We start from the raw sequence: 13,305 nt of genomic DNA, 5'->3' as shown, positions 1-13,305 counted from the left end.
GTTTTTGTGATGCAGATGCAGGTGGCGGAAGTGGCCATTGAAGTACAGAAGAAGAAAATCAAGAATATGCACCTATATGTCAAACCACCCTGCGGTAGGGTGGTTATTTCTGCGCCTTTGCGTGTGCCCAATAAGGCGATCGAACTCTTTGTCCGTACAAATCTTCCCTGGGTGCGCAGGCAGATAAAGAGATTTAAGGAGCAGCCCCGCGCAGCTAAGCGGCAATATGTGTCAGGGGAGACGATTTACCTGTGGGGCGAGCCTTATCGTATCGTAGTTATCGAGTCTCAGAAACCTGCTTATAAGATCATGGGAGACAAGATCCTGCTGTACCTGCCGAAAAAATCCAGCGTGGATTGGCGGGAGAAGTTTATGCGGGAGGTCTACCGGGCAGAACTAGTTAGGAAAACAGAGGTGCTGTTGCCGAAATGGGAAGCGATTACGGGTCTGAAGTCTAACGAGTGGCGTACCAAGTATATGAAGACTCGCTGGGGGACCTGCAATATCGTGGCGAAGCGCATCTGGCTCAATGTGCAGTTAGCACAGAAGCCGCCCATATGCCTGGAGTATGTGATCCTCCACGAGCTGACACATCTTTGGGAGAAGCATCATAATGCCAGGTTTTATGGCTTTGTGGAGAAGTTTATGCCAGATTGGCAGGAAGTCAAGGCGCGGCTGAATAATTTGCGGTTGCCTGCAGGCTGATGGTTGGTAATAGAGCATAGAAGAATTCAAGGTATCAAACAAGGATTAAGATTGACGGCGATGGGATAAGCTTATATAATGAAGAAACTACTATAAAAGAGGAGCGATGGATATGCAGTGGGCGGAAGTCAGTATTCAGACCACCCATGAGGCTACGGATGTGGTGGCGGAGATTTATCATGATTTAGGAGCTTCGGGCGTGGTGATTGAAGACCCGGAGATGCTCAATAACTATATTGATGCCGGGCAGTGGGATTTTTCGGATATTGAGCGGGCGGCTGATACCAGCATTGTCACGGTCAAGGCTTATTTGCCGGTGAACGAGGATCTAGACGACAAGCTGCGGACTTTTGAGCAGCGCATTCAGGCGTTTAAGGCTTTGGCTGATGACGATATGGAAAAAGGCCCCTGCACGATTTCCTGGAATACCGTGCGGGACGAGGATTGGGCTGACAATTGGAAGGCCTATTTCCATCCGGAAAAGATCGGCGGCATGATTGTCATCAAACCGACCTGGGAAGATTACGAAGCCAGCCCCGATGATATCGTGATCGAATTAGATCCCGGTTCTGCCTTTGGTACGGGTACGCATCCGACTACGTCCATGTGCATCCGCGAGTTGGAGACGCTGGTCCGGGGCGGCATGCGCGTCTTTGATGTGGGCACGGGTTCCGGCGTGCTTTCCATTGCGGCGGCAAAACTTGGTGCCACGGATGTCACGGCTATGGACTATGATAAGGTAGCCGTAGAGGTGGCAGAAGAGAATATCCGTCAGAATGGCGTGGAAGATATCGTCAAGACTGGTGTCAGTGACATTCTGAAGTCCTTTGACGGCAAGGCAGATCTGATTGTGGCCAATATTATCGCCGATATCATCATCATGCTGTTCGACGAGCTCGATGAGCATCTGGCCGAGGGCGGTCATCTGCTGGCTTCGGGCATCATCGCCGAGCGGCTGGCCGATGTGACGGAGGCCTGCCTGGCGCATGGTTTTGTCGTGGACAAGGTTACAGAAGAAAAAGGCTGGGTAGCCATGACCATCAGCCGTGGTGAAGCGAAATGAGAAGGTTGTTTTATAAAGGCTTGCTGGCCGACACCATCGAAATCACTGGCAGCGATGCGCATCATCTGATGCATGTGATGCGCGCCAAGGCCGGGCAGGAAGTCATCGTGGTGGATGACTCCGGCCAGGTTGGGCGTATGGAAATGACGGCCTTCCGGGAAGATGCCGTGACCATGCAGCTAAAGGAAAGGCTGGCAGCGGATACGGAATCTCCGCTGGAACTGGTGCTCGCACAGTGCCTGTTGAAGGCAGACAAGATGGACTATGTGGTGCAGAAGGCTGTGGAACTCGGCGTGACGGAAATCGTGCCGGTGAAAAGCCATAACTGCGTCGTGCGCTATGATGCGAAAAAAGCAGCCGCCCGCCAGTCCCGCTGGCAGAAGATTGCCGAAGAAGCCGCCAAGCAATGCGGCCGCACGGCACTTACGGAAGTGGCGCCAATCACGGATCTATCTGCATTATTGCAGGCCAGTGCCAAGGATGAACAGACGGAAATTGTCTTTTGTTACGAAAATGAGGACGAAACTACGGTAAAATCATGTTTGCAGGCAGCTCGTGGCAAGCGGCTTATCCTGCTGGTCGGCCCGGAAGGGGGCTTTACCCTGGATGAGGCCGAAAATGTGCAGTCAGCGGGCGGTAAGGCCGTAACCCTCGGCCCCCGCATCCTGCGGGCGGAAACGGCAGCGGTGGCGGCCATTACCGTAGCGCAGTATGAGAACGGTGATTTAGGCGCGTAAAGATAGAAAGGAAGAATTATTTTGCCAAAGGTGGCACTTACGACCTTGGGCTGCAAGGTCAATCAGTTTGAAACGGAAACCATGGAAGGCCTGTTTAAGAAAAGCGGCTACGATATCGTACCCTTTGAGGAAAAGGCGGACTTCTATGTGATCAATACCTGCTCGGTGACGAGCCTCGGCGATCGGAAATCCCGGCAGATCATCCGCCGAGCACAGCGTACGAATGACAAGGCCATCATTGCGGTCTGCGGCTGCTATTCGCAGGTACACCCGGAGGAGATCAAGGCCATTGAAGGCGTGCGGGTGGTGTTGGGCACGAAAGAGCGCAGCAAGATCGTGGAATATGTGGAGCAGGCCGCCCGCGAAGACGGCATCCTGGATGAAGTGGGCAATATCATGGAGTCCCATGAGTTCGAGGATATCCCCATCTACGACATGCCTCAGCGCACGCGCGCGTTCCTCAAAATTGAGGACGGCTGCCAGAATTTCTGCTCATACTGCATCATTCCCTATGCCCGTGGCCCTGTGAAATCCCGGCATCTGGACAAGATTCACAGCGAGGCGAAGAAGCTGGTGGATGCCGGTTTCAAGGAAATTGTGCTGACCGGTATTCATCTGGGTGCCTATGGCAAGGATTTAGGCGGAGAGGTAACGTTAGCGGATGCTTGCCGCGAAGTGCTGAAGGTGGAGGGACTCAAGCGCCTGCGCCTGGGGTCGTTGGAATCCATTGAGCTTTCGCCGGATCTCTTTGCACTGATCCGTGAGGATGAACGCTTCTGTGCCCATCTCCATCTGCCGCTGCAGGCCGGTTCGGATGCGGTGCTCAAGGATATGAACCGTCATTATGATACGGCTGAGTTCGGCCGCCTGATCGAGCAGGTGGAGCGCGAAGTGCCCGGTGTGGCCGTATCCACGGATATCATCGTGGGCTTCCCGGGGGAAACGGAAGAGCAGTTTGCGGACAGCCTGAAGTTCGTGGCGAAGATGAACTTCTCGCGCATGCATGTGTTCCCTTATTCCAAGCGCAGCGGCACGCCGGCGGCTGAACGCAAGGACCAGATCCCCGATCCGGTCAAGAAAGACCGCGCCAAGCGCATGCAGGAACTGGCTAATCGTAAGACGGAGGAATTCCATCAGCATTTCCTGGGGCAGACCAAGCAGGTGCTCTTTGAAACCAACAATGATGGTGTGACCGATGGCTTGACGGATAATTATATCCGCGTGTATACGGACAGCCCGGTGAACTGTGGTGAAATCTATCAGGTGAAGCTCGAGCGTCTCTATCAGGACGGTGTCTGGGGCACGGTCGAAAACAGATAAATACAAGAAAACAGACTCGCTAGGGAGCGAGTCTGTTTTTGTACGCATTATTTGTTTTTCTTGCTGAGATCCTGTTTCTCGTTGCTTACTTCCAGCATGCCGAGCAGTTTGTAAAGAAGTGCATAGAGCTCTTTGGCATCTTCCATGGGGAAATCTGACATTTCCTGTGTCATGGCCTGAGGGATCTTGCTGGCAGCACGTTTCAGCTTGCGGCCTTCCTCAGTGATGCAGGCGATAACCACGCGTTCATCGGTGGTGGAACGAGAGCGTTTCAGATATCCCTTGCTCTCGAGCTTCTTCAATAGCGGCGTGAGCGTGCCGGAATCGAGATGCAGTTTCTTCCCTAAGTCCCGTACACTGACCTGGCCCTCTTCCCAAAGAACCATCATGGAAATGTACTGGGTGTACGTGAGTCCCAGCGCCTCAAGATGGGGGCGGTAAGCCTTGACCACTTCTCTGGCGCACGCGTACAGGGGGAAACAAAGTTGATTTTCCAAGCGTAATGAATCTTTCTTGTCCATAAATCTCCCTCATTTCACAAATTTCTTACACTTACTATGTTATTATCTGAAATAAAAAAAGTCAAGCACAAAACTAATTGGCTAAAAAAATACTTTGAATTTGTGTAAATCAGAGATAAATTGACGCAGGAATTATTTTCGTGTAGAATTGACCATGGATTTCAATACGACTAGAAGGAAGAATGCTTATGTTGATGACTGCAAAGCAGCAGGATGCTTTGATCCGTCACCTGGCGGCGGCGAGTGTCTATTTTTGCTGTTTGATTGCCTTTTATATCGATATCGGTCAGGATATGGGGGCAAAGTATTTTATGCCAATCCTGGTTCCTGTGATCCTGGGGCTGGTATTGATGGAATGGGCGACCAAGGTCAGGATATTCAGTATGGCGGCCCTGCCGAATCTCTTCACGGGACTGGCCTGGGCCATGACGTTTCCATTGCTTTATTCCTGGACCTTTACGACGGGCTGGTACCCCTCGAAAATCTGTTTTGATTTCGTCGTGGGGACGGCAGGTTTTATCCTGCTCATGTGTCTGGAAAGTGTGCTGGTGCGGCTGGGCCATGTGAAGATCACGTCCTTTTTGATGGCGCTCCTGAATTTTGCCTGTCTGGCGATACCGTTTGTGCAGTGGGTTTATTACTGTCTGTTCTGGCATTGTTTGTCACCGGCTTCGCTTATGGCCCTTTATCTGACCAACTATCGGGAGAGCATCGACTTTATCCAGTCCAATCTGGGACTTTTGCCTACGGCGGCGATTGTAGCGGGTTTTGCCCTGTTCATCTATGCCTGCTATCGGCAGCATCTGCGCTTTGCCCGCTTTACGGAAGCTGAGGATAATGAGGCTTCTCAGTTCGGTGTGCTGGCCCTGCTGGTGGCGCTGACGCTTTGGGCGCAGAGTTTTTATTTGCCCCAGACATCTTGGGCAGAGCTTTGGAACGATGTGACTACCTATGTGAGCCAGACGCAGGAATATAGTTCTGGCCATGATGAGCGTTATGACAGCCTGATGATTGACGCCAGTGAATCCTTGGCTGCCAAAGCGCCCGGCACGGTGATTCTCATCATTGGTGAATCGGCGTCCCGCAATTATATGAAAGCTTATACGCCGGACTTCCCCTTCGAGAACACGCCCTGGCTCAGTGAGAAGCTGGCGAGTGGTGAACCGGGATTCCTGAAGTTTGCCAATGCTTATGCCTCCTGGTCCCAGACGGTACCGGTACTGCAGCGGGCGCTTACGGAACAGAGCCAGTACAATGGCAAGGAGTTCTTTGAGTCGGCGTCCATCCTGGATGTGGCGAAAAAAGCGGGCTATGAGACCTGGTGGTTCAGCAATCAGGGGCGCTATGGCCAGTATGACAGTGCCATCACGCTCGTCGCCAAGACTGCTGACCATGCCAGCTGGACCGATGATTCCTATAATTTCACGGATAAATATGATGAGGCGCTCCTGCCATATCTGACGCAGATTGACCCGTCGAAGAACAATTTCATCGTGCTCCATATCATGGGCAGCCATATCTACTATAACAACCGTTATCCTGCAGCGTTTGACAAGTTCAAGACGGCGGAGGGCGAGACCAGCATGTTGTCGGCACCTTCCTATGCCAATAGCATCCTCTATACGGACTATGTGGTCAGCCAGGTCTTTGACTATGCGCAGAAGCATCTGAACCTGCAGGCGATGGTTTATTTCTCCGACCATGGCGAGAATCTGGAAATATCGCATAACCCAGATGTATTTACCTTCGATATGGTACGGATTCCTTTGTGGATGTATCTGTCACCGGCCTATCATGAGGCCATGCCGGGGCATACGCAGGCACTGTATGATCATCGTAACCGGTATTTCACCAACGATATGCTCTATGATACGATCTGCGGCCTGCTCAATGCACCGTCCAGCCGCTATAGCCCGGAGCAGGATTTTGCCAGCTTTACTTACAGCTTCTCCCGCAATGACCTGACCACCATGCTCGGGCAGCATAAGCTGACCGAAGATGCAGATGGCGGGCCGGAAGAAGTAACGGAATAAATTTTTTTGAAGAGACTTTGCCGGTCTCTTCATTTTTTTTGCAGAAAAATTTAAGGATATGGCAGTTTTGGCCGATAAACTACATGAAAGGGAGGTGATTTGGTGAACACAGCAAGTTTGATGACGATTTCTCCGCAAGCAGGAGCCGCAGTCAAAAGCCAAACACCAAGGATGGTTGGAAAAACGGACGCAAGTTCCGCAGGGACGGGTAAGGAAACATTCGGTGATATACTGGGAAAAGCTGGAGAAGATGTAAAAAATGCTATGGCAAAATCGCCAGCTGAGGCACAGGGAAGTGCTGGAGAAGCCAGGGATGCGAAGATAAATGAAGATATGTCAGAAACGGAAGGGACGGAGGTTCTTTCTAAGGATGTAGGGAAACGGGGCGAAGGAACGCCACAGGATAGCAAGCCCCAGAAGCTCAGGGAGGCAGATGGAGCAGCGGAAAAGAAAAGCGATCCTTTGGAGGCACGGATAGCACCGGCGGCCGTGATGGCATTTACCATGGAGGGGAATGCACAGCTCAGCATGGAGGCTGCGCCGGAACCTGCTCAAAGTGCACAGAATCTGCAGAGCCTGCTGCCGCAATCTTCGGAGGAAGCGCAAAAGAACAAGAATTTCCTCGCGATGCTTTCAGGGCAGCAGATCAAAACGTCAAGAGCAGCGGATGAAGAAGGAAAGATCGTGGTTCTGGATAAAACCGTTGGAACAGAGGGCTTGCCAGCGGGAAAAAATCAGCAGGGAGAACCGTTTAACGCGAACCTGCTTTTCAAACAGATGGGGATGGAACCGGTCAAGGATGGAGCAGCAGTCAAAGCCAATACATTGTTGGAAGCACAATTGGGAAATCAGCAGCTGGCCAGTCAGGCATTGAACCTGCAGGTACAGGCAGAGATGGCAGATAAGAACGTCCTGACTAATGCGAATCCGGAACTCGAGGAAGATAATGCGGTACCTTTTAAGGTGATGACACCGAATCTGTCGGCAGGTGAGGCTGACTATGGCAGGGATACAGTACTTAATGCCAAAGGAATGGCGCTTTTCCAGCAGAGTGAAGAGACGATGCCGTCCAGAGCTGTTGGGGAAGTGATGAGTCAGGCTGATTTGCAGCAGGCAGGAGATAAGAGACCTGTAGTACCGCCGCAAATGGTTCAGGCGGCCGTTAAAGAAAATAATTTGTCTGTTGATGCTTGGTTCGGCAAGGCGCAGATAAAGGTGGAAAACGCCGAGGAAATGCCACTCCCGCAGCCAAATGATGCAATTATGCCAACAAATCTTCGAGGTAATATACAAAACAATACGCAGAGCAATAGGCAGAATGCAGCTATGGAAATTCCTGCCCGGACAGGTGGCGAAGCATTTACCGTTCCGGAGCAGGGAGCGGTATTGCGCCAGCCAGAGCAGCGGCAGGATGCCTCGGACAAGATACAGACGTCATTGGCAAATGAGATGGTGGAAGATGGTTCAGAGATTACGGTGAAGCCGTTGCATCCTGACGCCCGGCAAATGGGAAATCGCCAGGAGCAGGATTTCCGCCAGCAAACACCGCAACAGCCATCAACGGAAACCGTAGCAGCTAAGGATGGGCAGGCTATACAGCAGCTTGCAGAAGAGGCTGCAGGGGATAAAGCACCGGTGACGAATGTGCAGGGCGCGCCAAGTGGTCCGGTAAGCGTATTCCAGCAGGATCTGGCCGACAGCATCCGCGGAACGGAGCGTCAGGCGGAGGTGCCGTCAAACAGGGATGTACAGGATGATTTCCAGGTAGCAAGACAGATCGTTGAACAGGCCCGCCTGATACGGCGGGGCGAAAATACGGAAATGGTTATCAAGCTCCATCCTGACCATTTAGGGGAACTGACCTTAAAGGTTTCCGTATCGGCTAATGGGGCCGTGAATGCGTCCTTCCATAGTGACAATGCTCAGGTACGCACGATTATTGAAAATTCTTTGGTGCAGCTCAAACAGGAACTGAATAATCAGGGACTGAAAGTAGATAATGTTGATGTTTATGCCGGACTTGGTGATGGCAGCCTGCCTCAAGGGGAAGGCCAGCAGGCCTGGCAGCAGAACCAGAGCCATAATAGCAGCAGAGCAGGCAGTTTCATGGGCAATGGAGAAGATTATGGCGAAGATGCCGAGGCTGTGGCTGCCATGCAGCAGAGTGAGAGTGCTGCTGCGGACGGCGTTGATTATCGAGTATAGCATAGAAGGTGAAGAATGTGGCAAATACATTGAATACCATTACAGTTGATGGCGTAACACAATCTTTGGAAAGTTATCAGGCGGCCAAATCGCAGGCTGCCAGTGGGGATAACAGCACATTAGGCAAGGACGCCTTCTTGCAGCTTCTGGTCACGCAGATGAAGTATCAGGATCCGCTGGATCCACAGGATAATGGCGAGTATCTGGCCCAGTTAGCCCAGTTCTCCGCGTTGGAGCAGATGACCAATGTATCGGAAGGCCTGAGCAACGTGTCTAAATTGGTGGGCAATATCGATACATCGGTGCTCGTCGGTCAGCTCAGCAATATGATTGGCAAGGATGTGCAATGGGTGAAGGAGACGTCTTCCACGGATGAGAATGGCAAGACGGTCATCAACAAAGAAACGTTTGAGGGTAAGGTTACCGGTGTCAGCATCTCCGATGGTTCGCCGACGGTTATTGCTGAATCCGGCGGCAAGTCCTATCAGGTGGCCATTGCCAATATCAGCCGTATTGGTGATGGGATGAAGAATAGCTGATCTTACTGTCAGTCAAAGCCTTTTCGCTTTCCAGCGGAGAGGCTTTTAAAATTTATATGGTAAAATCTGCACAATGGCGTTATAATAACATATTGTGTATTTACTTAGGATATCGTTATGAATAGTATAGTAAGAAATCTAAAGGAGATTGTGCATCTTATGCAGAGAAATGAACTTTGCTGGTGTGGCAGCGGCAAGAAATACAAGAAATGCCACGTAGATTTTGATGAACGGATCAGCGAGATCAAGTACAATGCGTTCAAGGGGCAGGTAAGACCGCCCAAGAAGATCATCAACAACAAGCATGATATCGAGATGATTCGGGCGGCTGGTGTCGTCAATGACGGCGCTTTGGATGTGGCAGCTTCCCTGATCAAACCGGGCATAGATACCGCTTCAATCGATGATGCCGTGCGCGAATTCATCGAATCCAAGGGCGGCTATCCTTCCTGCCTGCATTATGAGGGGTTCCCAAAAAGCTGCTGCATCTCCATCAATGATGTGGTCTGCCATGGCATACCCTCCCAGAAGACCATCCTCAAGGAGGGCGATATCGTCAATGTGGATATCACGACCACATTGAATGGTTATTATGCAGATGCTTCCCGGATGTTCATGGTTGGCGAAGTATCGGCAGAGGCCGAACGTCTCGTGCGTGTCACCAAGGAATGCATGGAGCGCGGCATTGCCGCCGCCAAACCCTGGCATTTCCTCGGCGATATCAGTGCGGCCTGCGGTGATTATGCCCATGCCAACGGCTATTCGGTCGTGACGGATCTGGGCGGTCATGGTGTCGGCAAGGACTTCCACCTGGAACCTTTCGTTGCTCATGAGGGCGAGGCTGGTACGGGCATGCTGCTGGTGCCAGGCATGGTGCTTACGGTGGAACCCATGATCAATCAGGGCAAGAAGACCGTAGTGATTGACAGCAAGGACAACTGGACGGTGCGCACGAAGGACAAGAAGCTCTCCGCACAGTGGGAGAAGACGATTTTGATTACGGAAACGGGCACGGAGGTACTTTCGTCGTAATGACTAAGTTTAAGGAATTGGGAATTTCCCAGGATATTTGCGAGCTGCTCGCAAGACGCGGCATCCGCGAGGCTACGCCAGTGCAGGAAAAGGCCATCCCCTTGGCGCGGGCGGGCAGGGATCTGATCGTGCAGGCCCAGACCGGTACGGGCAAGACACTGGCCTTCTTATTGCCAATCCTCGAAAAGATCAAGCCGCAGGTGGATGTGGCGCAGGCTTTGATCGTGGCACCAACCCGCGAACTGGCCATTCAGGTGGCTAAGGTGGCGTCCATCGTCGGGGAAGCTGCAGGCATTTCCTCGCTCGTCATCTATGGCGGACAGGATATCGAACGGCAGAAACAGAAACTGCGCCGTCATCCGCAGCTGATCATCGGCACGCCGGGGCGTCTCTTGGACCATCTGCGCCGCCAGACCATCAACCTGAGCCATGTGAACAAAGTGGTCCTCGATGAAGCGGATGAGATGATGAAGCTGGGCTTTATCGAAGATGTCGAGGTACTGCTGAAGGCTTCGGCCAACGACCGGCAGTTCATGCTGTTCTCGGCCACTATGCCGGCCAGAGTCAAGGCTTTGGCCGCGCAGTATATGAAGGCGCCGGAAAACATCCAGATCAAGAGCGAGCATATCACGCTCGATGCTATCGAGCAGGTAATCCTGGACACGACAGAAGAGAATAAGATCGACCGTCTCTGCGAGTGCATCAACAGCGACAATCCGTATTTGGCCATGGTATTCTGTCATACCAAGCAGCGGGCGCATATGGTCACGATGGCCTTGGCGGCCCGTGGCTATCTGGTGGATGAGCTGCATGGTGACCTGTCACAGGTACAGCGTGCGCTCGTCCTGAAGCGCTTCCGCAAGGCGGAACTGCAGATTCTCTGTGCCACGGATATTGCGGCCCGCGGGCTCGATATCGAAGGCGTGACTCATGTGTTCAACTACGATATTCCGCATGATACGGAAAGCTATATCCATCGCATTGGCCGCACGGGGCGTGCAGGACAGGAAGGCAAGGCCGTGACCTTCGTCAATGCGCGCCAGTATGACCTGCTGCGCCGCATTGAAGCCGGCATCAAGAGCCGCATCCGCAAGGAACACTCCGAGCGTCATCATAAGCGCTTGGAAAAACAGGCCCAGATCATGCAGGAAATCAAGAAGGAACGCCAGGAGAAGAAGTCCAAGGCTAAGCCGTTATCCAAATACGCCAATCGCAAGGGCGCAGCCCACAAAGGCCGTAATGACCGCAGCCGCCGGGCAAAGGTCAGGAACAGATCCAACGCCACCAAGCGCTCCCATATGGGCAAGCACTAAGCCTTCCCCTTGAGGGGAAGGTGTCAGCCACACGGCTGACGGATGAGGTGGTTAAAATTTCAAATTTGTAGCAGGAAATCCCCCTTTTTAGTCGAATTTGTACCAATGTAGACTAGATAAAAGGGGGATTTGTCATGATTGGTATCAAAAATGTGATTGCCGTGGTTTGCGGTGGGGGACCGGCTCCCGGCATCAACAGTGTTATCTCTGGTGTGGTCAATGAAGCAACCCGGCAGGGCTGGGATGTACTCGGCATGTATGATGGTTTTTCCCGGCTGGCCCGTGGTGAAAAGAATTACATCCGGCTCGAACCGAAAAATATCAGTCGCATCCATCTGACCGGCGGCTGCATCCTCAAGATGTCCCGCTTCAATCCGACGAAAAAGGAGTCCGATTTGCGTACGGTAGTGGAAACGCTGACAGAACTCGGCGTTACGCACCTCGTCACCATCGGCGGCGATGATACGGCTTACAGTTCTGCAGCTGTTTCCGACTATGCCCGCAAGATGGGGCGGACCATCAATGTGGTACATGTGCCGAAGACCATCGATAATGACCTGCCGCTGCCGGAGGGGATTCCGACATTCGGCTTTGAAACCGCTCGTGCCTTTGGCACCCAGGAAGTCGAAAACCTCATGGAAGATGCCCGTACGACCAATAACCGCTGGTATTTCACGATTGCCATGGGGCGTACCGCAGGCCATCTGGCGCTGGGCATGGGGCGCAGCGCCGGTGCCGCGCTGACCATCATCCCAGAAGAATTCCCGGAAGATAAGATTCCCCTGCAGCAGGTGGTGGATATCATCACGGGTGCTATCGTGAAGCGCTACCTGACCGGCAAGAACTATGGCGTGGCTGTAATCGCCGAAGGCGTGATCGAGAAGATCGCCCCGGAAGACTTCAAACAGCTGGGCACGGTGGTCACCGATGAACACGGCCATATCCGCTACAGCGAACTGGACTTCGGTGAAATCCTCAAACAGGCGGTGCTGGCCGAAGTCAAGAAGCTGGGCATCAAGATCACCGTCATCGATAAGGAAATCGGCTACGAGCTGCGTTGCACGGCGCCGATTGCTTACGATATCGACTATGCCCGCCAGCTCGGTTACTCCGCTGTACAGTTCTTGATGTCCGGCGACAGCGGCGCCCTGATTTCCATTCAGGACAACAAGGCCGTGCCGATGCGTTTTGAGGATATCAAAGATCCGGCTACCGGCAAGACCATGGTACGCAAGGTCAATATCAACTCTGTGCATTATCAGATTGCAAGAGGCCTTATGATGCGCCTCGAAAAAGGCGACCTTGACGATCCAGGCCTGGCCAATGCCTACCGCATGGAACCGGCTGAATTCAAGCAGAGATACAGCTACCTGTTCCCGGAAGAACCGGATGTAACGGCAGAAGCCTGACGAGCAGAAAATTATAGGGGATGCGAAAAATCCCTTGCATAGTATGAAACGTCCGTTGACAAAAACGTCAACGGACGTTTCGTATAAATTGCAGTTTGTGAGTGCATGCTTAAACGTAATTGGTTACAGATTTGTGGGGCGGAGGCGGGGATACTTCTTCGCCGCTTCACTAAATGACCCGCCAGCAATAGTGCCTACTGTTTTAGTTACCTGCGCCGGGCAGGCCGGCGGCGCGTATGTTCAGCTCAGATTCCAGCAACGTTTGTTTGCGGGCCAGCCTTCACTTCGTTCAGGCAGTCGTTCCGTCGGCGAATAAGCATCCCCGCCTCCACCCAAAGGTATATCTGTGTCAAAATAGCTAAGTCTCGGCTGTAAGCTGCAAACACATCGATGTTCTTGTTACGGGAGCAACGGTTCGTGCCGATTGC

Annotated in this window: 11 protein-coding genes and 1 pseudogene; 10 read left to right on the top strand and 2 right to left on the bottom strand. The window is 52.5% G+C overall.

Annotated elements, in window-relative coordinates:
• Window positions 1-9 precede the first annotated feature (9 nt).
• From BLQ59_RS12535 to mtaB, 4 genes are all read left to right on the top strand, one after another.
• A complete protein-coding gene (locus tag BLQ59_RS12535; protein ID WP_074573204.1) occupies window positions 10-705 on the top strand; it encodes a M48 family metallopeptidase in 696 nt (231 codons plus the stop codon).
• Window positions 706-817: 112 nt separating this feature from the next.
• Window positions 818-1,768 carry a 50S ribosomal protein L11 methyltransferase gene (prmA, locus tag BLQ59_RS12530; protein ID WP_074573220.1) on the top strand — a complete coding sequence of 317 codons (951 nt, stop codon included), beginning with the start codon at window positions 818-820 and terminating at the stop codon, window positions 1,766-1,768.
• Window positions 1,765-2,505 carry a 16S rRNA (uracil(1498)-N(3))-methyltransferase gene (locus BLQ59_RS12525; protein WP_074573203.1) on the top strand — a complete coding sequence of 247 codons (741 nt, stop codon included), beginning with the start codon at window positions 1,765-1,767 and terminating at the stop codon, window positions 2,503-2,505. Before prmA ends, BLQ59_RS12525 begins: the two co-directional genes overlap by 4 nt.
• A 21-nt stretch (window positions 2,506-2,526) precedes the next feature.
• The gene (gene mtaB, locus BLQ59_RS12520) at window positions 2,527-3,825 is read left to right on the top strand and encodes a tRNA (N(6)-L-threonylcarbamoyladenosine(37)-C(2))-methylthiotransferase MtaB (protein WP_074573202.1); all 1,299 of its coding nucleotides are present in this window, start codon (window positions 2,527-2,529) and stop codon (window positions 3,823-3,825) included.
• Between the two features lie 47 nt (window positions 3,826-3,872).
• On the opposite strand, the gene BLQ59_RS12515 is transcribed toward mtaB, so the two are convergent.
• A complete protein-coding gene (locus tag BLQ59_RS12515; RefSeq protein WP_014423810.1) occupies window positions 3,873-4,346 on the bottom strand; it encodes a MarR family winged helix-turn-helix transcriptional regulator in 474 nt (157 codons plus the stop codon).
• 188 nt (window positions 4,347-4,534) lie between these two features.
• Here BLQ59_RS12515 and BLQ59_RS12510 point away from each other — a divergent pair, with 188 nt between their 5' ends.
• The 6 genes from BLQ59_RS12510 (at window position 4,535) to pfp (ending at window position 12,877) form a co-directional block, all read left to right on the top strand.
• Window positions 4,535-6,379 (top strand): phosphoethanolamine transferase, encoded by a 1,845-nt coding sequence (locus tag BLQ59_RS12510; protein WP_074573201.1) that lies wholly within the window; start codon window positions 4,535-4,537, stop codon window positions 6,377-6,379.
• A gap of 171 nt (window positions 6,380-6,550) precedes the next feature.
• Window positions 6,551-8,584 carry a flagellar hook-length control protein FliK gene (locus BLQ59_RS12505; RefSeq protein ID WP_074573200.1) on the top strand — a complete coding sequence of 678 codons (2,034 nt, stop codon included), beginning with the start codon at window positions 6,551-6,553 and terminating at the stop codon, window positions 8,582-8,584.
• Window positions 8,585-8,601: 17 nt separating this feature from the next.
• Window positions 8,602-9,123 carry a flagellar hook capping FlgD N-terminal domain-containing protein gene (locus BLQ59_RS12500; RefSeq protein WP_074573199.1) on the top strand — a complete coding sequence of 174 codons (522 nt, stop codon included), beginning with the start codon at window positions 8,602-8,604 and terminating at the stop codon, window positions 9,121-9,123.
• A gap of 159 nt (window positions 9,124-9,282) precedes the next feature.
• Entirely contained in the window at window positions 9,283-10,155 is an 873-nt protein-coding gene (gene map / locus BLQ59_RS12495; protein WP_074573198.1) for a type I methionyl aminopeptidase, read from the top strand.
• Window positions 10,155-11,468, top strand: coding sequence for a DEAD/DEAH box helicase (locus tag BLQ59_RS12490; protein ID WP_074573197.1), 1,314 nt, complete (start codon window positions 10,155-10,157; stop codon window positions 11,466-11,468). Before map ends, BLQ59_RS12490 begins: the two co-directional genes overlap by 1 nt.
• A 134-nt stretch (window positions 11,469-11,602) precedes the next feature.
• Window positions 11,603-12,877 carry a diphosphate--fructose-6-phosphate 1-phosphotransferase gene (pfp, locus tag BLQ59_RS12485; protein WP_074573196.1) on the top strand — a complete coding sequence of 425 codons (1,275 nt, stop codon included), beginning with the start codon at window positions 11,603-11,605 and terminating at the stop codon, window positions 12,875-12,877.
• 245 nt (window positions 12,878-13,122) lie between these two features.
• Here pfp and BLQ59_RS16225 read toward each other — a convergent pair.
• Window positions 13,123-13,305: pseudogene (locus tag BLQ59_RS16225) on the bottom strand (hypothetical protein); the annotation flags it as partial.

Source organism: Pseudoselenomonas ruminantium (assembly GCF_900104055.1).
GTDB lineage: Bacteria > Bacillota > Negativicutes > Selenomonadales > Selenomonadaceae > Selenomonas_A > Selenomonas_A ruminantium_C.
The sequence above is the reverse complement of the archived record's forward strand: the minus strand, read 5'-3'. Positions and strand labels throughout refer to the sequence as shown.

Coding starts and splice junctions, on each gene's coding strand:
- BLQ59_RS12525 (WP_074573203.1), top strand. CDS start 1,765: ATGAGAAGGTTGTTTTATAAAGGCTTGCTGGCCGACACCATCGAAATC.
- map (WP_074573198.1), top strand. CDS start 9,283: ATGCAGAGAAATGAACTTTGCTGGTGTGGCAGCGGCAAGAAATACAAG.
- pfp (WP_074573196.1), top strand. CDS start 11,603: ATGATTGGTATCAAAAATGTGATTGCCGTGGTTTGCGGTGGGGGACCG.
- BLQ59_RS12490 (WP_074573197.1), top strand. CDS start 10,155: ATGACTAAGTTTAAGGAATTGGGAATTTCCCAGGATATTTGCGAGCTG.
- BLQ59_RS12505 (WP_074573200.1), top strand. CDS start 6,551: ATGGTTGGAAAAACGGACGCAAGTTCCGCAGGGACGGGTAAGGAAACA.
- prmA (WP_074573220.1), top strand. CDS start 818: ATGCAGTGGGCGGAAGTCAGTATTCAGACCACCCATGAGGCTACGGAT.
- BLQ59_RS12535 (WP_074573204.1), top strand. CDS start 10: ATGCAGATGCAGGTGGCGGAAGTGGCCATTGAAGTACAGAAGAAGAAA.
- BLQ59_RS12515 (WP_014423810.1), bottom strand. CDS start 4,346: ATGGACAAGAAAGATTCATTACGCTTGGAAAATCAACTTTGTTTCCCC.
- BLQ59_RS12510 (WP_074573201.1), top strand. CDS start 4,535: ATGTTGATGACTGCAAAGCAGCAGGATGCTTTGATCCGTCACCTGGCG.